This window comes from Streptomyces alanosinicus, from assembly GCF_014650595.1.
GTDB lineage: Bacteria > Actinomycetota > Actinomycetes > Streptomycetales > Streptomycetaceae > Streptomyces > Streptomyces alanosinicus.
In genome coordinates this window covers 279,608-299,016 of sequence record NZ_BMVG01000005.1, presented here as the reverse complement: position 1 = coordinate 299,016, position 19,409 = coordinate 279,608, and the positions used below count along the sequence as shown (strand labels likewise).

The following is a 19,409-nucleotide window of genomic DNA, read 5'->3' as shown; positions in this document are numbered from 1 at the left end:
TGCACATCAAACCCGGAAAATATCCAGGAAGGTGCTCCAGAAGCCCTTCTTTCTGGCCGGTTCCTGACGTACGCCGGCGACCGGTGCCGTGGGCAGCGGCTGCTCCGCCGCGGCGGGCACGGTCCGGTTGTGCAGGGCGGAGGCCATGCGGGTGGCCGGCGTCGGGGTGAACGCCACGGGCAGCGTGACCAGCGCACGGTGGAACGGGCCGGGCCGCCACTGGAGGTCCTTCTCGTGGACGGCCAGGGTCAGGTCGGGCAGGGCGTTGAGGATCTTCTCGATCGCGGTGACCGCGATGACCTGCGCCGGGTCCTTGGCCGGGCAGGCGTGCGGGCCGGCGCCCCACCCCAGATGGGCACCCTTGCTGTGCATCCGGCGGGCTTCGATCAGCCCGGGGTCGCTGTTGGCCCCGGCGAAGCTGATGACGACCGGCGTGCCCGCCTCGGCCACCACTCCCCCGAGGTCCACGTCCTGGACCGGGTAGTGGGTGGCGTAGTTGGCGATCGGCGTCTGGTTCCACAGCACATGATCGATCGCCTCCTCGATCAGCAGCCCGGACTCGCGTCCGCTGTCGTCGGGCGACAGCAGCAGGAGAAGGGCGTTGCCGATCAGATTGCGCTCGGGTTCCACGCCGGCGCCCATCAGCATGACCAGCTGGTCCTTGAGTTCCTCGTCGGTCAGCCCGGCGGGGTGCTGGATCAGCCAGGAGGTCATGTCGTCGCCGGGAGTACGGCGCTTGAGGGCGATCAACTCCATGAGGCAGGAGGTGAGTTCCTCGTTGGCCCGCAGGGCGTCCTTGCCGTCGAAGATCGCCGACATGGAGCTGGTGAGCGTGTCACCGATGCCCGCCGGGCAGCCGAAGAGCTTGTTGAACAGCAGCAGCGGCAGCAGCTTGGCGTAGTCGTTGAGGAGGTCGGCCCGGCCTCGCTCGCTGAACTGGTCGATGAGGTAGTCGGCGAGGGGCTCCACATCGCGCCGTATTCGGGTGATGTTGAGCCGGGCGAGGCTGTCCGTGACGGCCTTGCGCAGCCGAAGATGCACCGCGCCGTCGGTGAACAGGCAGTTGGGCCGGTACGCCATCATCGGCAGCACCGGGTGGTCCAGCGCGACCTGCCCCTCCGCGAGCGCCCTCCAGCGGCGGGCGTCCCGGGCGAAGAGCGTGGAGTTCTGCAGCACGCGCAGAGCCGTCTCATGGCCGACGACCAGGGTGGCGTCGATCCCGGGGGCGAGTTCGACCGGTCCGGCCGGACCGTGGGCGCGCAGCCGGTCGTAGACCTGGTGGGGGTCGGCGGCGAAGGCCGCGTCGTGCATGGGGCATCTGGCCCCGGCCGGGGTGGGGGCTGACTGGCGGTCCATGAGGTTCCTTCTGCTGGCTTTCGGACCGATGGTCCGGGCGGGGAGGGGGAGGGCGGGGAGGAGCGGGTCAGGCGGCTCGGGTGAGCAGATGGCGCACGAGCGCGATCAGCGCGTGGGCCGAGGACTGCCGGTCGCGGGCGTCGCAGTAGACGACGGGGGTGTCCGGGAGCAGATCGAGCGCCTCGCGCACCTCCGCCTCCTCGTACAGCCTGCCCTGCTGGAAGCTGTTGACGGCGATGGCGTATTCGAGGCCGTACCGCTCGACGAGGTCGATGACGGGGAAGGTCTCCTCCAGCCGGGCGGGGTCGACCAGGAGCAGTGCGCCCAGCGCGCCGCGGGCCATGTCCTCCCACAGCTGCATGAAGCGCTGCTGTCCGGGGGTGCCGAACAGGTACAGCACGAGCTCGTCGCTGAGCGTCAGCCGGCCGAAGTCCAGCGCGACGGTGGTGGTGCGCTTGTCCGTCACGCCTCTGAGGTCGTCCACGTGCAGGGACGCCTGCGTCATCTTCTCCTCGGTGCGCAGCGGGGTGATCTCCGACAACGAGCCGATGAGGGTCGTCTTGCCCACCGCGAAGTGCCCGACGACCAGGATCTTGGCGGCGTTGGTCACCGCGCTGGAGACGTAGATGGATCCAGGGGCCGTCTCAGCCGATGAGGGATTGGAGTCCATTCAGAACCTTCTCGAGGGTCGCTCTGTCAACGTTCTGAGCCCGGGGCGGCTCGGCGCGGCGCAGGAGGTGTCCCTGCTCGAATAAATCGGTCAGCAGCAGCCGGGCCACCCCCACCGGCAGCCCGACATGGCCGGCCACCTCGGCGACCGACAGATAGCCGCCCGCGATCAGCTGCCAGATCGCCATGACCTCGGGGCCGGCTCCGAGCGGAGGGGTCCGCTCGGGAGCCAGGGTGACGAGGGTGTGCAGCGCCAGGTCATCGGCGGCCGGCAGGTTCCGGCCGCCCGTGATGACGTAGGAGCGGACGAACGCGCTGGTGACGGGGGCTTCCTCGCCGGGGGTCGTCATGCGCCCACGCCGTTGTCCGCACGCGGCGCCACACTCATGGCCTTGCTCAGGCCGGACACCGTCTTCTGCATACGGAACGACATGGCCTCCATGTCGACGTCGAGCGCCGCCGAGACCGCGAGATACGAGCCCTGACCGGCGGCGATCAGGAAGATCCAGCCGCCGTCGTACTCCAGCAGCGTCTGCTTCCAGATCCCGTGACCCGCTCCCACGAACCCCGCGACGGCGCGGCTCAGCGACTGCATCGAACTCATCGCGGCGGCGTTCGTCTCGGCCTCGTCGCGTGGGATGTCGTCGGAGCGCTGCAGCAGCAGGCCGTCACCCGAGACAAGGACCGCGTGCCGGGCTCCGCGCACCTCTAGCACGTCGTTCAGCACCCAGGACAGGTCGATCTTCACTTGTGGTCAGGTCCTTCCATGGAGTTCGTGGTGCGCCCGAGCTGGGTTCCGCGCGCGAACGCCCCCAGTCGCGACGCCGTGACCTCGCTGGCAGACTCGGACGTTCCCTCCTGGCCTGCACTGTCGAGGGCCGGGACCACCGTCACGGGGCGTTCCCGCCGCCGGCGCTTGGGCAGCCCACCCTGGGTCGTGCCCACCACGTGCGAGGGGCCCACGGCCGGGACCGACGCCAGCCTCTGGGGGGCCGCCTCCGGGCCCGCGGTGGTGTCCGGGACATCGGCCGCGGGGGAAGGGACATCGGCCGCGAGGAGACCTTCGGGCACACGAATCACTGCACGCACTCCGCCATAGGGGGATACGGAGCCGACGGAAACGGCGAAGCCGTAGCGCGCGGCGAGCATGCCGCACACGGCGAAGCCGAACCGCGGCGGATCGCCGAGACCGGTGATGTCCACGGGACCGTTCACGGACAGCAGAGCCGCCGCCCGGTCCTTGGTCTCCTGGTCCATGCCGAGTCCGGCATCGTCCACGATGAAGCACACACCGGTCGGTACGGCCTGGATGTTGACCTCGACGGGCGTTCCGGGCGCGCTGTAGTTCGTGGCGTTGTCCAGCAGTTCGGCCAGCACGACGGCGACCGGCTCGACCGCCTTGCCGGCGAGTGAGACGTTGACCTGCGAGTGGACGCTGACCCGGTTGAAGTCCCTGATCCTGCCCTGGGCGCTGCGGGCCGCGTCGTAGACCGTGGCGGCGCCGTCCCGGCGGCCCAGCCAGCCGCCGCACAGCACGGAGATGCCCTTGGCACGGCGGCCGAACTGGCTGCCGGTGTGGTCGACCGACATCAGGTCGGCCAGGACGTCCGTGGTGTCCCCGTACTTCCTCAGCAGGCTGTCGAGAAGGACCTGCTGCTCCTCGGCGAGGGACTGGAGCGTTCCCATCGCGGACTTCAGCACCGCCTTGGTCGACGCCTCGGCGTCCGCCCGTACGTCCGCGAGGTCGCGCTGTTGCTGTGCCGTCAGCGCGGCGACGTGCGTGTGCAACTGCCCGACATCCCGTCGGGCCTCGCCCAGTCCTGCCTCCAGATCCTTCCTCGTTCTTCGGAGAGCCATATTGGTCCTCCGGGCCCTCATCACCGCGATGATCGCAGCGATCAGCACCACCAGCAAGATCCACAGCAGTGGATCCTGGGTCAATGACGTCATGAGACTCTCTTCAAGTCGCATCGCGCCGGCAACTGATGAGCGCGATGGTGCCTCTGCGGCTGTCCCCCCGGCATGCAAGTTGACACGCCGTCAGCCCACTGAAAAGTGGGATGATCTTATCAGTCGCTCAGACACAACCAGCTTGCGCACAAGCCCGATTGAGACGTCACCAAACCCACACAGTCCCGTCACCCGCCCGTTGGACTGCGGCCGCCGCAGGGGCGGGACCGATTCATTCCGGCCACGCTCCCGTGGCCAGGAACGAGTCGATCGCCGCCGCGTACGGCGTGATGTCCAGACCCTGCTCCAGGAGCCAGCCGTCGGAGTAGTACTTGTCGAGGTAGCGGTCGCCCGGGTCGCAGAGCAGGGTGACGACGCTGCCCCGGCGGCCCTCGGCCACCATCTCCGCGACGATCTTCAGGGCGCTCCACAGTCCGGTGCCCGTGGAGCCGCCCGCCTTGCGGCCGATGGCCCCCTCCAGGGCGCGCACGGCGGCCACGCTGGCCGCGTCCGGGACCTTCATCATCCGGTCGACCGCACCGGGCACGAAGCTCGGCTCCATGCGCGGCCGGCCGATGCCCTCGATCCGGGAACCGCAGTCGCAGGTGACGCGCGGATCGCCGGTGGTCCAGCCCTCGAAGAAACAGGAGTTGTCCGGATCGGCCACGCAGATACGGGTGTCGTACTGCATGTAGTGGACATAGCGCGCGAGGGTCGCCGAGGTGCCGCCGGTGCCCGCCGTGGCGACGATCCAGGTCGGCTCCGGGAACCGCTCCAACTCCAGCTGGCGGAAAATCGATTCGGCGATGTTGTTGTTGCCGCGCCAGTCGGTGGCCCGCTCGGCATAGGTGAACTGGTCCATGTAGTGGCCGCCGGTCTCCACCGCGAGGCGGGCGGACTCCTCGTACATCTTCCGGGAGTCGTCCACGAAGTGGCACTGGCCGCCATGGAACTCGATGAGGCGGCACTTCTCTGCGCTCGTCGTACGCGGCATCACCGCGATGAAGGGCACGCCGATCAGCTTGGCGAAGTAGGCCTCGGAGACGGCGGTGGAGCCGCTGGACGCCTCGATCACCGGGCGGCCGGGCCGGATCCAGCCGTTGCAGAGTCCGTAGAGGAACAGGGAGCGGGCGAGGCGGTGCTTGAGGCTGCCGGTCGGGTGCGTCGACTCGTCCTTGAGGTAGAGGTCGATGCCCCACTGCTCGGGGAGCGGGAAGCGCAGCAGGTGCGTGTCCGCCGAGCGATTGGCGTCGGCCTGAACCTTTCGAACGGCTTCTTTCAGCCAGCCGCGGTAGGCGGCGTCGCTGCGGTCGACATCGAGGGTGGCGCCGGTTCCGGCCTGGTGGGTGGTGCTCACGGCGGTGCTCCTTACGCTCGGCGCCGACGACGCCTCACGCGTCGGCAATTTCGAGCATAGGCGGCTTTCACACCGCTTCCCACCTGCATAAACGCATCTTTGAGCCACCCAAAGCGAGTGGGGGGCACCGGCGTACGGGGCGTACGGGGGCGCATTTGGCGGGAGTGCTCCGGGCGGCTGCCGCAGGCGTCCCGCGTGCACTGGTGTTCCCGGCCCCATCGGGGCAGACTGCACGCGACGGGACGATCGTCCCCAGGGGGCGCACACTGGATCGCGGAAGCACACGGGCAAGGGGGCGGCTAGTGATGGCGGAGCCTGAGTTCACGGCCACGGGCGTGCGGATCGGCAAGCGGCTGCGTTCGCTCACCCGCGCCGGGCAAGTCCGGATCAACGACGGCAGGGTGGAGTTGCTCACCAGCTACGGCAGTGAGATCGACAGCGCCCCCGTCCAGGCGGTGCGCGCGTCCAAGCCGTGGTTCGGGCCGCACGACAAGGCGTTGGCCGATCTCAACGGCAAGCGGTATCAGCTGACGCTCGGCGAGCAGGACCCCGCTCCGGGTGAGCCGGGACCGCCCGCCGCCCGGCGGTTCATCGAGGCGGTGCGCCGGGCCGCGAAACGCGACGGCTGAGAATCAGCCGCCGGCCGGGATCACCCCGGTGGCGTACTCCGGGCAGCGGACCGTCGCGGCGAGTTGCGACAGCGCATCCACTGCGTCACGCTGGTCACACGTCACTCTGGGTTTACCGGCGATAACGCTGCGAACCAGCCCGCCGGCCATGACAGCAGGCGGCCGTTTGGACGCAAGCACCCTGCTGGATCCGTTGTTCTCCGTGTTCTTCCGGTCCCTTCGGACCTCTACATCGGGGAGTCGCAGCCGTGATCGGTCACCCAAGCAGGCACTGCACGGTGGAGCTCCAAGCCCTGCCGTCGCGGATCGGCCAGGTCCGCAGAATCGTATCTGCGCAGTTGCGCTACTGGCATATGGACCCGTTGATAGACCGGGCCGCGCTCGGTGTGACGGAGCTGCTGAGCAATGTGCACCGGCACGCCAGGCCCGACAAGTCGTGCACGGTCGAGCTGGAGCTGGCGCCGGACCGGCTCACGGTCTCGGTGCGTGACCACGATCCACGGCTTCCGGTGCCGGCCGACACCGGGCGCTCGACCGACGCCGCACTGCTCGCCACGTGCGGGCGGGGGCTGGCGATGGTGGCCGCGGTGAGCGAGAGCTGGGGCGCCCGGCCGGACGGTGAGAACGGCAAGGTCGTGTGGTTCACGCTGACCGCGCCGGCAGCGGCCCGGCCGCATCCGGCCCATGCGCCACGCCGTACTGCGGAGCCGCGGGCGACGCCGCAGTCGACACCGCGGCCCACAGTGCCTGTGGCGGCGACAGCGTCCATGCCTGCCGCGGCACCCGCGCCCGCCGCGGCGTCCATGCCTGCTGCGGCACCCGGACCTGCCGTGGCACCCGTACCTGCCGTGGCTCCGGTGGCGGCCGGACGTCCGGTCGGCGTGGGCGTGGGGGCAGGTGTGACTGTCGCGAGCGCGGCGCCCGCACCGGCCCCGAGCGGGGCGGGTGCTCCGGCTCCGGCTCCCGCCGTGGCGCGCGTCTCCGCGTCCGGCGTGGCCAGGGCACAGACTCCCGCCCGGTCGGCCGTTTCCGGCTGACCGGGCGGTGACGGGTCCCGTGCGGGGCGGGGTCCCGTGCGGGGCGGGGCGGGAGGCACCCACGCGCCGTGTTGCGTGAGAGCGTGCCCGCGTGCGGGCGCGTCGTGGCCGGCCCACCCGGCACCCGCACGCGCGCACGAGCGCCCCCCTGCCGGGTGGGCCTCGGTCCAGCTGTCGGCGGCCATGTCAGTCCGTCGCAATGGCCCCCAGGACGTCCTGCCGAGCCGCCCGCAGGGCAGGCCGCAGGCCCGCGAGCGCGCCGGCCGTGAGGCCGACCAGGGCCACCACGGCGAGCCGGGCGGACGGGAGCGCGAAGGCGAACGCCGTGTCGCTCGCGCCGTCGGAGGCCTTCACCAGCACCCAGCCGAGGAAGGTGCCGAGCCCGAGCCCGCCCGCCGTGCCGAACGCGGCGACCAGGACCGACTCCCAGCGGACCATGGCCCGCAGTTGGGCGCGGGTCTGGCCGACGGCTCGCAACAGGCCCATCTCCCGGCCGCGTTCATACAGCGCGAGGGTCAGCGTGTTCGCGATGCCGAGCAGGGCGATGACCACCGCGAGGGCGAGCAGCGCGTAGACGAGGGTGAGCATCATGTCGATCCCGCCAGCCGATGACCGGGCGTACTCGTCGCGGGTCTGCACCTCGGGGTTGCCGTACCGGGCGGCGATCCGGCGCACCGCCGCCTTGCCCGCGTCGGTGCCCACCCCGTGCCGGAAAGTGACGGCGACCAGGGAGTCCGCGTCCTGGGTGCGGTGCGGGGCCCAGGCGGCGCGGGTGATGACGTAGTCGCCCGCGAGCTCCGACCGGCCGTACACGGCCCGGACGGTGAACCGCTCGGTCCTGCCGTCGGTGAAGGTCAGGCGCGCGGTGTGACCGGTGCGCAGATGCCGGCGGTCGGCCTCCGCCCGGGTGATCGCGATGCCGTCGGTGCCGAGGTCGCGCAGCGAACCGGTGACCGTGCCGAGGTCGAGGGTGCGGGCGAGCGCGACCGGGTCGGTGACGGTCAGCGCCCGCCCGCCGCCGTTGACCCGGGCGACCCCGCGGCCGAGTCCCACGGCCGTGTCCACCTGGGTCAGTCGCCGCAGGGCGGGGGCGAGCCGGGGGCTGAGTCCGCTGCCGCCCGCGCCGAAGGACGGGCTGCTGACGGCGACGTCCCCGGCGAAGGACCGGGACACCGTCCGGTCCATGGTGGCCTTCAGCGAGGCGCCGAAGACGGTGAACAGCGCCACGACGGCGACGCCGATCATGAGGGCGCTCGCGGTGGCCGCCGTCCGTTTCGGATTGCGCAGGGCGTTGCGCCGGGCGAGTGAGCCGGTGACGCCGCGCAACCGGTCCAGGGGGCCGCCGAGCAGTCGTACGGCCGTGGTGGCGGCGACCGGGCCGAGGACGACGAAGGCCGCCAGGGCGAGCAGCGCGCCCAGTCCCGCCAGCCACACGGACGGCGTGAGGAGCACGCCGGCGAGGGCCGCGGCCAGTGCGAGTGCGCCGAGGAGGGTCCCGCCGACGGCGCGCGGGCGGGAGGTGCCCGAGGTGTCGACGGCTGTCTCGCGCAGGGCGGCGAGCGGTGCGGTGCGTCCGGCGCGGCGGGCCGGCAGCAGCGCGGAGCCGAGGCAGACCACGATCCCCACCGCGAGCGGCAGCACCATCGACAGGGTCCTGATCACCAAGTCGCCGTCGGGGAAGGGGAATCCGATCGCCGGGAACAGCGCCTGGAGGCCGGCGGCGATGCCGATGCCGCCCGCGAGCCCGGCGAGGGACGCGGTGAGCGCGACGAGGCAGGCCTCGGCGAGCGCGGCGGCGGTCACCTGGCGGCGGGCCGCGCCGAGGGCCCGCAGCAGGGCGTTCTCCCGGGTGCGCTGGGCGACCACGATGGCGAACGTGTTGTGGATGGAGAAGGTGGCGACGAGCAGGGCCACGCCGGAGAACACGAGCAGGAAGGTGGTGAAGAGGGTCAGGAACTGGCTGGAGATCATGTCGGTGTTCTCCTGGGCCGACTGCTGACCGGTGACGGCCTCGACCCCCTCGGGCAGTACCGGGGTCAGCCGCCGGACCAGGTCCCGCTGGCTCACTCCGGGTCCGGCCCGCACCTCGATGGCGGAGGCCTGGCCGGGCCGCGCGGTGAGGTACTTCTCGGCGTCGGCCCGGGTCATGCCGGTGAACGTCACCTGGGCCATGCCGTCCTGGCCGCCGAAGGTGGCGAGGCCGACGACGGTGACCTTCACGGGGTCCGGGGTGCGCAGGGTGGTGGTGTCCCCGATCCGCAGCCCGCCCTTCTTCGCGGCACCCCGGTTCACCACGACCTCGCCGGACCTGACCGGCACGCGGCCTTCGGCGAGCCGGTACGGGTTGAGGCGCGGGTCGGTGATCCAGTTCCCGGCGAGCGTCGGCGGTCCCTGGCCGCCCACCGGTTTGCCGTCGGAGCCGACGAGTTGGCCGGCGCCCTGGATGTTCGGTTCCGCTGCCGCCACGCCGGGGACCCGCTCGACGGCCCGCACCAGCGAGGTGTCCACCGGGCGTCGTACGCCCTGGGCCTCGCCGGGTGTGGTGATGGCGTCGGCGCCGCGTACGACGGCGTCGGTGCCGCTGGTGGCCTCGCCGAACATGCTGCCGAAACTCGCCCGCAGCGTGTCGCCCATGACAAGGGTTCCGGTGAGGAACGCGACGCCGAGGAACACGGCGAGGAAGGTGCCGGCGAAGCGGCGCCGGTGCGCGCGCAGGGAGGTGAGGCCGATCCGGAGCGAGGCGTTCATGTCCGCGCCTCGAAGGCCTTCATCCGGTCCAGGACCCGGTCCGGGGTGGGTGACCCCATCCGGTCGACCAGGCGCCCGTCGGCGAGGAAGAGCACCTCGTCGGCGTGCGCGGCGGCCACCGGGTCATGGGTGACCATGACGACCGTACGGTCCGTCTCCCGCGCGGCGGAGCCGAGCAGGCCGAGGACCTCCGCGCCGGAGCGGGAGTCGAGGTTGCCGGTCGGTTCGTCGGCGAAGACCACGTCGGGCCGCCCGGCGAACGCCCGTGCCACGGCGACCCGTTGCTGCTGTCCGCCGGAGAGTTGCGAGGGGCGGTGGTGCAGCCGGTCGCGCAGCCCGACGATGTCGACGAGCGCGTCGATCCACTCCCGGTCGCCGCGCCGGCCGGCCAGGTCCAGCGGCAGGGTGATGTTCTCCGCGACGGTCAGCGTCGGCACCAGGTTGAACGCCTGGAAGACGAAGCCGATCCGGTCACGGCGCAGCAGGGTCAGGCGCCGGTCGTCGAGCGCGCCGAGTTCGGTGTCGCCGATCCAGGCGGCACCGGAGGTGAGCGTGTCGAGGCCGGCCGCGCAGTGCATGAGGGTGGACTTGCCGGAGCCCGAGGGCCCCATGATCGCGGTGAAGCGTCCGGCGGGAAAGGAGACGTCGACGCCGTCCAGGGCGCGTACGGCGGTGTCGCCACCGCCGTACACCTTCACCGCGCCGGCCACACGGGCCGCGGCCCGCAGTGCGGTCGTCGCGGTCATGCCGCGCCTCCCTTGCCGGCGCGGCCGAACTGCTCCTCCAGGACGGACAGCCGGCGCCAGTACTCGTCCTCGTCGATCTCGCCGGAGGCGAAGCGGCGGCCGAGGACGGCGAGCGGTGCGTCGCCTGCCGGGCGTCCGCCGTCCAGGGGCCGCCAGGGGCCGCCGCGGCCGCGCCAGGCGGTGCGGCGCAGGAGCGTGACGGCGCCGAACACGACGGCCGCCCAGATCAGCGGGACGAACAGGATCCACGGGCCGGGGCCGCCGTCCCAGGTGGCCAGGGTCTGCATCTCGGGTCATCTCCCTTGTCGAAGGGTCGTCCGCCGAAGGGGGCTCCTTCGGGGATGCCACGAGAGTCCCTCCGGCAGGGGGTCCGGGTCGTCGTGCGGCCGGCGGCCGTGCGGCTACCTCCCGGGGAGTACGGCACGTGCGGCGCGCTGCTCCGTACGGACCGGCGGACGAACCGGCGGATGGACCGGCGAATGAGGATGGCGAATGAGGTGGCGATTGTAACTACTAGTATGTACAGTGGCGGCGTGAGCACCCCGGAACGACTGATCGAGTCCACGCGTGAGCTGCTGTGGGAGCGCGGGTACGTGGGCACGAGCCCCAAGGCGATCCTGGAGCGCGCCGGCGCCGGCCAGGGCAGCATGTACCACCACTTCAAGGGCAAGCCGGACCTCGCGCTGGCGGCCATCCGGCGCACCGCTCAGGAGCTGCGCGCGTCCGCCGAGCGGGTTCTGGACGGGCCGGGCACGCCGTACGAGCGGATCGAGGCGTATCTGCGGCGCGAGCGCGACGTACTGCGCGGCTGCCCGATCGGGCGGCTGACGATGGATCCGGACATCATCGCCAGCGCCGAGCTGCGCGCCCCCGTGGACGAGACGATCGACCGGATCCGCCGGCGGATCGCGGAGATCGTCGAAGAGGGCAAGCGGCAGGGTCAGTTCGCGCCCGCGCTGGACGGCGAGGAGATCGGCGCGACCGTCCTCGCGACCGTGCAGGGCGGCTATGTCCTGGCCCGTGCGGCCGGGTCCCCCGCCCCCTTCGACGCCGGCGTCCGCGGCCTGCTCGCCCTGCTCGCACCCCGAACTCCCGGACAGGAGAACTGACTTCCCATGCATGCCATGCAGTACGAGTTCACCCTCCCCGCCGACTACGACACGGGCATCATCCGCTCCCGCGTCGCCCGCGTCGGACATCTGCTGGACGACTGGGACGGCCTCGGCGTCAAGACGTACCTGCTGCGCGAGCGCGGGGTGGCCGGCTCGCCGGTGAACCAGTACGGGCCGTTCTACCTCTGGAACACGGTGGAGGGCATGAACAGCTTCCTGTGGGGAGGAGCCTTTCAGCGGCCCGTCGACGACTTCGGGCGGCCCGCGATACGGCAGTGGACCGGCCTCGCCTTCGAGGAGGGCGCCGCCACCACGGCCGCGCCCGCGTACGCCGTGTGCCGGCGCCGGCCGGTGCCGGAGGGCGTGGAACTGGCCGGCTTCATGGCGGACGCGGCGGCCGAGACCGGGCGGCTCGCGGCCGAGGACGGTGCGGTGCTGGCGGCCGCGGCCGTCGACACGCGCGCCTGGGAGCTGGTCCACTTCTCGCTCTGGGAGCACGACACGCCCAAGGCCGACGGGGACGTCTTCCAGGTGCTGCACCTGTCCGCGCCGGGCCTGGACCGGCTGCCGCGCGGACGGCAGTGGTGAGCCGCGTCCGCACGGTCCTCGGCGACATCCGGCCCGAGGACCTCGGTGTGTGCGACGCCCACGACCATCTCTTCCTGCGCAGTCCCCGGTTGCCGGGCCAGGAGTTGGACGATCCCGCGGCAGCACGGGCCGAACTGGCCGCGTTCCGCGCGGCGGGCGGAGCGGCCGTCGTGCAGTGGACGCCGTACGGCATGGGACGGCGGGCGGCGGACCTGCCGGGGCTGTCCCGGACCACCGGTGTACGGCTGGTCTGCGCCACCGGACTGCACCAAGCCGCGCACTACGCACCGCAAACACTCGACTCCCTGCGCGGCCGGCTGGCCGAGGTGTTCGTGTCCGAGCTGACCGACGGCATCGGTTCGACGGGGGCGCTCGCCGGTCTGATCAAGGTGGCGGGCGGCTTCCACGCGCTCGACCCGCACGCCCGCTGGACCATGACGGCGGCGGCCGAGGCGCACCACGCCACCGGCGCGCCCGTCGCCGTCCACCTGGAGCTGGGCACCGGCGCGCTGGACGTACTCGACCTGCTGTGCGGCGAGTTGGGCGTGCCCGGTGACCGGGTGATCCTGGGGCATCTGAACCGCTTCCCCGACCCGGTCGTACACCGTCAGGCCGCCGCGTCCGGCTGCTGGCTGGCCTTCGACGGGCCCTCCCGTGCCCAGCACGCGACGGACTGGCGGATGCCGGAGGCGGTACGGGCCCTGGCGGACGCAGGCTTCGGTGACCGGCTCCTCCTCGGTGGGGACACGGTCGTCGCCGGGGCGCGCTCGGTGGACGGAGGGCCCGGCATGCCGTATCTGCTGCGCAGGGCTTGGCCACGGCTGGCGGCGGAGTTGGGGGAGGAGCTGGTGGGGCGGATCTTCAGGGAACATCCGGGGCGGGCGTTCGCGGCCGACTGGCGGTAGGTGCGGTCACCCGCTCACGCCACCGAGATGTCCACCGACGGCCGGAGTTTCGCCGCTGCCGCGAGGGCCTGGTGCACGGGATGGGCGGCGAAGGCGGTCAACAGAGCCTGGTCCGCGGGGAGTTCGGCGGCCGGGTACGCGATCTGCTCGTACGCCGCCTGGAAGCGGGGGCCCCAGCGGCGGGCGCCGAGGCGGGCCGTGCGGGAGCAGTTGTCGACCATGTACGCCACGTCGCGTGCGTGCATGTACGGCAGCAGGGAGTCGACGGCCTCGATGACCGACTCGTTGACGATCTCGGACCAGGGGTGGCCGCGCTCGGCGAACTCGTCGATCTGGGCGGTCATGGTGGCGGCGAAGACGGCGGCGGTGAACGGCTCGACGGGCAGGGTGCGGCCGTCGCGGCGGGCCCGCACCCGCTCGCCCGCCGCCCACATCGGGGAGCCGCCGATCCGGCTCATCGGCCGGGTGCCGAGGCGCCGTTCGGCGAGGATCACGCTGCGCAGCTCGGTGCCGTCGGCGACCTCGTCGTAGATCTCGGCGACGAGTTCACGGGCCGGGCCGTACGTCGCCGTGTACGCCCGGTCGAAGACCTCCCGCCCGGCGGCGTCGAGGCCTTCGCGCACGGCGCGCAGGCCGGACCGGGAGATGGTGCGGGCGATCGGTCCGGTGATGTTCTCGCACGAGCGCTCGTAGGCGGTCGGCGCGTCGTCCCCGGCGAGGCGGTAGCGGCCGTACAGGCTCTCCACGATGCCGTGCACGGCGCCGAGCAGGATGGCGCGCTCGCCGACGATGTCGGAGCGGTACTCGCTCTCCAGTGTGGTGCGGAAGGTGTACGGCGAGCCGAGGGCGACCGACCAGCCGAGGCCGAGGTCCGTGCCCCGGCCGTCGGGGTCGGCGTGCACGGCGAAACTGCTGTTGATCCCGGCGCCGTTGACCTCCGCCCCCTGCTCGTACAGCCGGCGCACGGAGTCCCCCATGCCCTTGGGGCAGACGGCGATGACGCCGTGGCCGGCCGGGAAGTCGTCCCCGGTCGCGCGCAGATGGCCGAGGAGGAAGCCGTGCGAGAGGCCGATGACGGCGCCGGGCCTGAGCGCGGCGAAGATCTCCTGGTGGTGGGCGGCCAACGCGGCGTCCGCGAGGAGCAGCACGACCAGGTCGCTGCCGGCGGCCACGGTGAGCCAGTCGCCGAGGGTGCCGTCCTCCTCGGTGAAGCCGTGGGCGCGGGCGTCGGCGACCGAGGCCGAGCCGGGACGCAGTCCGACGGTGACCGTGATGCCGCTGCCGGTCAGGGAGTCGCGCAGATTGCGGGCCTGGGCGCGGCCCTGGGGGCCCCAGCCGAGCACGCCGATCCGGCGGACGCCGGCGAAGGCCCGCGGCAGCAGCGGGAAGAGATGCCGGCCGCCGCGCAGGACGGTCTCCGTGCCGCCGGGCACGTCCATGGTCTCAAGAGGGAAGACGCGGGAGGTGTATGTGGTCGAGGTCATGGTCGAGTTGTAGGCTCAGGCCGAGTGTTGCGGCAAGCGCAACATCCGCAGCGGTGCGTTGCGGATCCTGAAAGGCAGAGGTCGGCGGGTGCGGGACGACCATCGGGAGCTGCGGCTGTTCCTCCATCTCGCGCAGTCGCTGAACTTCGGCCGGACGAGCATGGACTGCCATGTCAGCCCGGCGACGCTCACCCGGACCGTGCAGCGGCTGGAGGCGGAGCTGGGGCACCGGCTGTTCGACCGGGGTCCGCGCGGGGTGTCCCTGACGGCCGAGGGGCATCGGTTCCGTCAGTACGCGGTGGAGGCACTTCAGTTGTGGCGCGGCTATCGCGAGGAGCACCCGGATCCCGCCCGACTCACCGGCCGGCTCACGGTGTTCGCGACGGTGACCGCCTGCCAGGCGTTGCTGCCGGACCTGCTGGCGCCGTTCCGTGCCGCGCATCCCCAGGTGCGCCTGGATCTGCGCACCGGCGACGCGGCGGCGGCGCTGGCCCGGCTGGACGAGGGCGAGGCGGACGTGGCCGTGGCGGGCGTTCCGGCCCGGTTGCCGGATCCCCTGGTGAGCCGGACGGTCGCGGTCACCGATCTGGTCCTGGTGACCGCCCGCGACCGCCCGGACCCGGATCTCTCGGGCCCGTTCGTGCTGCCGCACCGGGGGCTGGTGCGCGACGCGGCGGACCGCTGGTTCCGTATGCGCGGCCGGCTGCCGGAGGTGGTCTGCGAACCGGACGGCCATGAGGGGCTGTTGACGCTGGTCGCGCTGGGCTGCGGCACGGGGGTGGTGCCCCGGCTGGTGCTGGAGAACAGCGCGGTGCGCGACCGGCTGGCCGCGCTCCCGGCGGATCCGGCGCCGGAGCGGTTCCCGATCGGGCTGTGCGTACGCCGGGCCGATCTGCGCCGGCCGCTGGTGGCCGCGCTGTGGAGCCTGACCGCTCAGCTTCCGGTGTGACGGCGTACGAGCAGCGGCAGCAGCGCGGCGTGCGGCCCTTGGAGCCGCTTCAGATCGGCGGGTGGGCCGATCAACTCGACCTCGGTGAACTCGGGTTGGACGCCGCAGGCGGTCTCCTTCCGCGCCAGCTCCGCGTACCGGTCGTACAACTCCCGTGCGGGGCGTGGCGGGGCGGTGAAGACGACGCCGACGTTGCCGCGGCCGCCCCGGGTGGTGAGCCATGGGGTGAGCGCGTCGGCCGGGGTGTCGGAACCGGTCTCCTCGGCGAGTTCGCGTGCCGCGTGGGCACGGAGCGCGCCGAGGTTCAACTCGCGCCCGTCGTCGGGGGGTTCGACACCACCGCCGGGCAGCTGCCAGCGGCCGGGAGCCGCGGTGGAGGGGGCCATCCGGCCGACCAGCAGCCTGCCGTCGTCGGCCGGCTGTGCCACGGACACGGACAGGGAGCCGTGCAGGGGAGCGCCGGGCACATGGCGCAGCGCCCGGTTCCGGTAGGTGGTCCGGGCCCAGAACAGCACCAGGCCGTCGGCTCCGTCCCGCTGAAGTCCGGTCAGCACGGCCATCGGCCCGTCGAACAGGGCCGGGTTGGCGCGTACCGCTTCCTCCCACGCGCGGTCCATCGCGGCGCGGTGCCGTTCCGACAGCCCGGGAAGGGGCGTCTCGACCAGGCGGATGCGTCCGGCGGGCAGGATCTCCACGGCCGGGGCGGGCCGGGCCCGCTCGTTCGCCTCGGTCACCGCAGCGCCCCCAGCGGATCGTCCAGGACCGGCTGCCAGGCCAGTTCGGCCGCGCCGACCAGGCTGTTGTGGTCGAGGGTGCAGGGCAGGATCGGTACTCCGCCGCTCTGGCCCCACAGGCTGCGGTCGGCGACGACGGCGCGCAGCCGGCCCGGGTCGGCGTCCAGCAGCGTGCGGTGCAGGCCGCCGAGGATGATGCGGTCGGGGTTGAGGATGTTGACCAGGCCGGCCAGGCCCAGGCCCAGGCGGTCGATCAGCGCCTCGGCCGCCCTGCGGACGGCCGGCTCGGCGTACTGGGTGCGCAGCAGGTCGTTGGCCTGCTGGAGCAGGGACACCTCGGGGCCCGGCTCGCGGCCGGCCTCGACCAGCAGGGCCAGCGGGTCGGCCTCGACGTCCAGACAGCCGCGGCTGCCGCAGAAGCAGGGGCGGCCCTCGGGGTTCACGGTGAGGTGGCCGACCTCCAGGGCGAGGCCCGAACTGCCGGTGTGGAGGCGGCCGTCCAGCACCAGGGCGCCGCCGACACCCCGGTGTCCGGTGGCCACGCACAGGAGGTCGCGGGCGCCCCGGCCGGCGCCGTGCCGGTGCTCCGCGAGCGCGGCGAGGTTGACGTCGTTGCCCGCGAAGGCCGGTCCGGTGAGGCCAGCCGCGCGCACGCACTCGGCGAAGATCCGCCGGACGGGGGCGCCGACGGGCCAGGCCAGGTGAAGGGGGTTGAGGGCGAGGCCGTCGGGTTCGGCCACGGCGGACGGTACGGCGAGTCCGGCGCCGACACAGCGGCGGCCGGTCGTGCGCAGCAGTTCCGCGCCCGCCTCGACGACCGAGCCGAGCACCTTCGCCGGGTCGGCGTCGACGGTCTCGCAGCCGGGCGAGGTCGCCACGATGCGCCCGCCGAGGCCGACCAGGGCCGCGCGGAAGCCGTCGGCGTGGACCTGTGCGGCGAGCGCCACCGGGCCGTCCTCGGCGACGTCGAGCCGGTGCGAGGGCCGGCCCTGGGAGCCGGCCGCGGCGGCCGGCCGGGCGTCCACCCGGATCAGCCCGAGCGCCTCCAGCTCGGCGGCGACCGCGCCCGCAGTGGCCCGGGTGACGCCGAGTTCCGCGGTGAGTACGGCGCGGGTCGGCGCCCGCCCGGTGTGCACCAGCTCCAGCGCGGGTCCGAGCGCACCGCGCCCTCGGTCCAGCCGCGCTCTCGACGTGGTCCTCTCCCCCGCGGTCCGGGGCTCCGCCTTGCCGTTCATGACGCCGAGTCTCCCATGATCCGCATCGGCGGTGGCCCGTGGCGCCGGTTTACCGGCCGCTCGCCCGCAGGGTGATGTTCAGCCGTCCGGCGAGGCCCAGCCCGGCCGGTGCCGTACCCGGGTATACGCGGGGCACGCCGTGGTAGGCGAACCGCGAGGGTCCGCCGAAGACGAACAGGTCGCCGCTGCGCAGTTCCACGTCGGTGTACGGCTTCGCGCGCGTCCCGGTGTTGCCGAAGCGGAAGACGCAGGTGTCGCCGAGGCTGAGGGAGACCACGGGCGCGTCCGTCTTCTCGTCGGCGTCGCGGTGCATGCCCATGCGGGCGTCGCCGTCGTAGAAGTTGATCAGCGCGATGTCGTACGCGTACGGCCGCTGGGGGCCGAGCGCGGCTTCGGCGGCGCAGCGGCCCAGTTCGCCGAGCCAGTCCGGGAAGGGTTTCACGGGGGCGCCGTCGCCGTCCACGGCGGTACGGGCGTAGCCGTACGGGTACCAGTGCCAGCCGAGGCAGACCTGCCGGGCGGTCATCGTGCCGCCGCCCGGGGTGCGGACCGTGCGCAGCCCGGCGGGTGGCCGCGCCCAGTCCCGGCAGGCGGCGAGCAGGTCGCGCTGCCCGGCGGCGGCCAGCCAGTCCGGGACGTGCACGGCGCCCGGTGCGACCTCCACGCGCTCCCGGGCGAACAGCTCCGCGTCCATACGCTCCATCGTGCCGCAGACCCGCCCCACCCTTCCTGAGCTGCGGCTCGGCTAGCCTGGGAGACACGATGAGCGACCGTATGACGACACCGTGGGGCGAGGTCGAGCTGGCCCGCTTCCCCGAGGATCCGCGCGACCGGCTGCGTGCCTGGGACGCCTCCGACGCCTACCTGCTGCGTCATCTGGCCGAGGAGGGCGTGCCGCTCACGGGTTCGGTCGTGGTGCTCGGGGACCGCTGGGGCGCGCTGGCCACGGCGCTCGCGGCACACCGGCCGACACAGATCACGGACTCCTTCCTGAGCCAGGAGGCGACCCGGGCGAACCTCGCGCGGGCCGGGGTCGAGCCCGGTGCCGTGCAGCTGCTGACCACCCAGGATCCGCCGCCTGAGCGGATGGACGTGCTGCTGGTGCGGGTGCCGAAGAGCCTGTCGCTGCTGGAGGACCAGCTGCTGCGGCTGGCGCCCGCCGTGCACGCGGGCACGGTGGTCGTGGGCACCGGGATGGTGAAGGAGATCCACACCTCCACGCTGCAGTTGTTCCAGCGGATCCTCGGGCCGACCCGGACCTCGCTGGCACAGCAGAAGGCCCGGTTGATCTTCTGCACTCCGGACCCGGCGCCGGCGCGGCCGGCGAACCCGTGGCCGTACAGCTACACGCTCCCGAACGGCATCGGGCCGGTCTCCGGGCGCATCGTCGTCAACCACGCCGGTGTCTTCTGCGCCGACCGGCTCGACATCGGCACCCGGTTCTTCCTGCGGCACCTGCCCGGTCCGGGCGCGGGCCGCGTGGTGGACCTGGGGTGCGGCAACGGCGTCGTCGGTACGGCGGTGGCGCTGGCGGACCCGTCCGCCGAGGTGCTGTTCGTGGACGAGTCCTTCCAGGCGGTGGCCTCCGCGGAGGCGACGTACAAGGCCAACGGCGTGCCCGGACACGCGGAGTTCCGGGTCGGGGACGGGCTGGCCGGGGTGGCGCCGGGCACTGTGGACCTGGTCCTGAACAACCCGCCGTTCCACTCCCACCAGGCGACGACCGACGCGACGGCGTGGCGGATGTTCAGCGGTGCGAAGCGCGCGCTGCGGCCCGGCGGCGAGCTGTGGGTGATCGGCAACCGGCACCTGGGCTATCACGTGACGCTCAGGCGGCTGTTCGGGAACAGCGAACTGATCGCCAGCGACCCGAAGTTCGTGATCCTGAGGGCCGTCAGGAAGGACTGAGC

19 protein-coding genes and 1 pseudogene are annotated in these 19,409 nt (G+C 72.7%); 7 read left to right on the top strand and 13 right to left on the bottom strand.

Going from position 1 to position 19,409, the window contains the following annotated elements:
- Positions 1–6: 6 nt before the first annotated feature.
- From IE277_RS14430 to cds1, 6 genes are all read right to left on the bottom strand, one after another.
- Positions 7–1,311: a cytochrome P450 family protein gene (locus IE277_RS14430; RefSeq protein WP_189952576.1), complete on the bottom strand. Its 1,305-nt coding sequence runs from the start codon at positions 1,309–1,311 to the stop codon at positions 7–9.
- A 112-nt stretch (positions 1,312–1,423) separates the two neighbouring features.
- Positions 1,424–2,026, bottom strand: a complete 603-nt coding sequence (locus IE277_RS14425) for a GTP-binding protein (RefSeq protein ID WP_189952299.1) — start codon at positions 2,024–2,026, stop codon at positions 1,424–1,426.
- On the bottom strand, positions 2,001–2,375 hold the full coding sequence (locus IE277_RS14420; protein WP_189952297.1) for a DUF742 domain-containing protein: 375 nt from the start codon (positions 2,373–2,375) through the stop codon (positions 2,001–2,003). Before IE277_RS14420 ends, IE277_RS14425 begins: the two co-directional genes overlap by 26 nt.
- A complete protein-coding gene (locus IE277_RS14415; protein WP_189952295.1) occupies positions 2,372–2,773 on the bottom strand; it encodes a roadblock/LC7 domain-containing protein in 402 nt (133 codons plus the stop codon). The genes IE277_RS14420 and IE277_RS14415 overlap by 4 nt, the downstream gene beginning before the upstream one ends.
- Entirely contained in the window at positions 2,770–3,975 is a 1,206-nt protein-coding gene (locus IE277_RS14410) for an ATP-binding protein (protein WP_189952293.1), read from the bottom strand. The genes IE277_RS14415 and IE277_RS14410 overlap by 4 nt, the downstream gene beginning before the upstream one ends.
- A gap of 232 nt (positions 3,976–4,207) precedes the next feature.
- The gene (gene cds1 / locus IE277_RS14405) at positions 4,208–5,332 is read right to left on the bottom strand and encodes an L-cysteine desulfhydrase Cds1 (protein WP_189952291.1); all 1,125 of its coding nucleotides are present in this window, start codon (positions 5,330–5,332) and stop codon (positions 4,208–4,210) included.
- A 305-nt stretch (positions 5,333–5,637) separates the two neighbouring features.
- On the opposite strand from cds1, the gene IE277_RS14400 reads away from it, so the two are divergent.
- Together IE277_RS14400 and IE277_RS47140 are read left to right on the top strand one after the other, a co-directional pair.
- Positions 5,638–5,961, top strand: a complete 324-nt coding sequence (locus IE277_RS14400; RefSeq protein ID WP_189952289.1) for a hypothetical protein — start codon at positions 5,638–5,640, stop codon at positions 5,959–5,961.
- 248 nt (positions 5,962–6,209) lie between these two features.
- A pseudogene (locus IE277_RS47140) lies at positions 6,210–6,779 on the top strand (ATP-binding protein); the annotation flags it as partial.
- Positions 6,780–7,184: 405 nt separating this feature from the next.
- Here IE277_RS47140 and IE277_RS14390 read toward each other — a convergent pair.
- Genes IE277_RS14390 through IE277_RS14380 form a run of 3 tightly spaced genes read right to left on the bottom strand, consistent with a single transcriptional unit; the run spans position 7,185 to position 10,779 of the window.
- Positions 7,185–9,746 (bottom strand): ABC transporter permease, encoded by a 2,562-nt coding sequence (locus IE277_RS14390; RefSeq protein ID WP_189952285.1) that lies wholly within the window; start codon positions 9,744–9,746, stop codon positions 7,185–7,187.
- A complete protein-coding gene (locus IE277_RS14385) occupies positions 9,743–10,492 on the bottom strand; it encodes an ABC transporter ATP-binding protein (RefSeq protein WP_189952283.1) in 750 nt (249 codons plus the stop codon). The genes IE277_RS14390 and IE277_RS14385 overlap by 4 nt, the downstream gene beginning before the upstream one ends.
- Positions 10,489–10,779 (bottom strand): SHOCT domain-containing protein, encoded by a 291-nt coding sequence (locus IE277_RS14380; RefSeq protein ID WP_189952281.1) that lies wholly within the window; start codon positions 10,777–10,779, stop codon positions 10,489–10,491. The genes IE277_RS14385 and IE277_RS14380 overlap by 4 nt, the downstream gene beginning before the upstream one ends.
- A 231-nt stretch (positions 10,780–11,010) precedes the next feature.
- On the opposite strand from IE277_RS14380, the gene IE277_RS14375 reads away from it, so the two are divergent.
- The 3 genes from IE277_RS14375 to IE277_RS14365 are packed head-to-tail and all read left to right on the top strand — an operon-like array spanning position 11,011 to position 13,097.
- Positions 11,011–11,601 carry a TetR/AcrR family transcriptional regulator gene (locus IE277_RS14375; RefSeq protein WP_189952279.1) on the top strand — a complete coding sequence of 197 codons (591 nt, stop codon included), beginning with the start codon at positions 11,011–11,013 and terminating at the stop codon, positions 11,599–11,601.
- Positions 11,602–11,607: 6 nt separating this feature from the next.
- Positions 11,608–12,192: a DUF4865 family protein gene (locus IE277_RS14370; RefSeq protein WP_189952277.1), complete on the top strand. Its 585-nt coding sequence runs from the start codon at positions 11,608–11,610 to the stop codon at positions 12,190–12,192.
- Positions 12,189–13,097: a phosphotriesterase family protein gene (locus tag IE277_RS14365; RefSeq protein WP_189952275.1), complete on the top strand. Its 909-nt coding sequence runs from the start codon at positions 12,189–12,191 to the stop codon at positions 13,095–13,097. The genes IE277_RS14370 and IE277_RS14365 overlap by 4 nt, the downstream gene beginning before the upstream one ends.
- Before the next feature lie 14 nt (positions 13,098–13,111).
- Here IE277_RS14365 and IE277_RS14360 read toward each other — a convergent pair whose 3' ends face one another.
- Positions 13,112–14,581, bottom strand: a complete 1,470-nt coding sequence (locus IE277_RS14360) for a ketol-acid reductoisomerase (RefSeq protein ID WP_189952273.1) — start codon at positions 14,579–14,581, stop codon at positions 13,112–13,114.
- 88 nt (positions 14,582–14,669) lie between these two features.
- Here IE277_RS14360 and ilvY point away from each other — a divergent pair, with 88 nt between their 5' ends.
- Positions 14,670–15,530, top strand: coding sequence for an HTH-type transcriptional activator IlvY (gene ilvY, locus IE277_RS14355; protein ID WP_189952271.1), 861 nt, complete (start codon positions 14,670–14,672; stop codon positions 15,528–15,530).
- On the opposite strand, the gene IE277_RS14350 is transcribed toward ilvY, so the two are convergent.
- Genes IE277_RS14350 through IE277_RS14340 form a run of 3 tightly spaced genes read right to left on the bottom strand, consistent with a single transcriptional unit; the run spans position 15,515 to position 18,193 of the window.
- Positions 15,515–16,264: an NUDIX hydrolase gene (locus IE277_RS14350; protein ID WP_229881432.1), complete on the bottom strand. Its 750-nt coding sequence runs from the start codon at positions 16,262–16,264 to the stop codon at positions 15,515–15,517. The genes ilvY and IE277_RS14350 overlap by 16 nt on opposite strands.
- Positions 16,261–17,499 (bottom strand): ROK family protein, encoded by a 1,239-nt coding sequence (locus tag IE277_RS14345; protein ID WP_189952269.1) that lies wholly within the window; start codon positions 17,497–17,499, stop codon positions 16,261–16,263. The genes IE277_RS14350 and IE277_RS14345 overlap by 4 nt, the downstream gene beginning before the upstream one ends.
- Positions 17,500–17,548: 49 nt before the next feature.
- Entirely contained in the window at positions 17,549–18,193 is a 645-nt protein-coding gene (locus tag IE277_RS14340; RefSeq protein ID WP_189952267.1) for an alpha-ketoglutarate-dependent dioxygenase AlkB family protein, read from the bottom strand.
- Between the two features lie 80 nt (positions 18,194–18,273).
- On the opposite strand from IE277_RS14340, the gene IE277_RS14335 reads away from it, so the two are divergent.
- Entirely contained in the window at positions 18,274–19,407 is a 1,134-nt protein-coding gene (locus IE277_RS14335) for a methyltransferase (RefSeq protein ID WP_189952572.1), read from the top strand.
- The last annotated feature ends 2 nt before the right edge of the window (positions 19,408–19,409 follow it).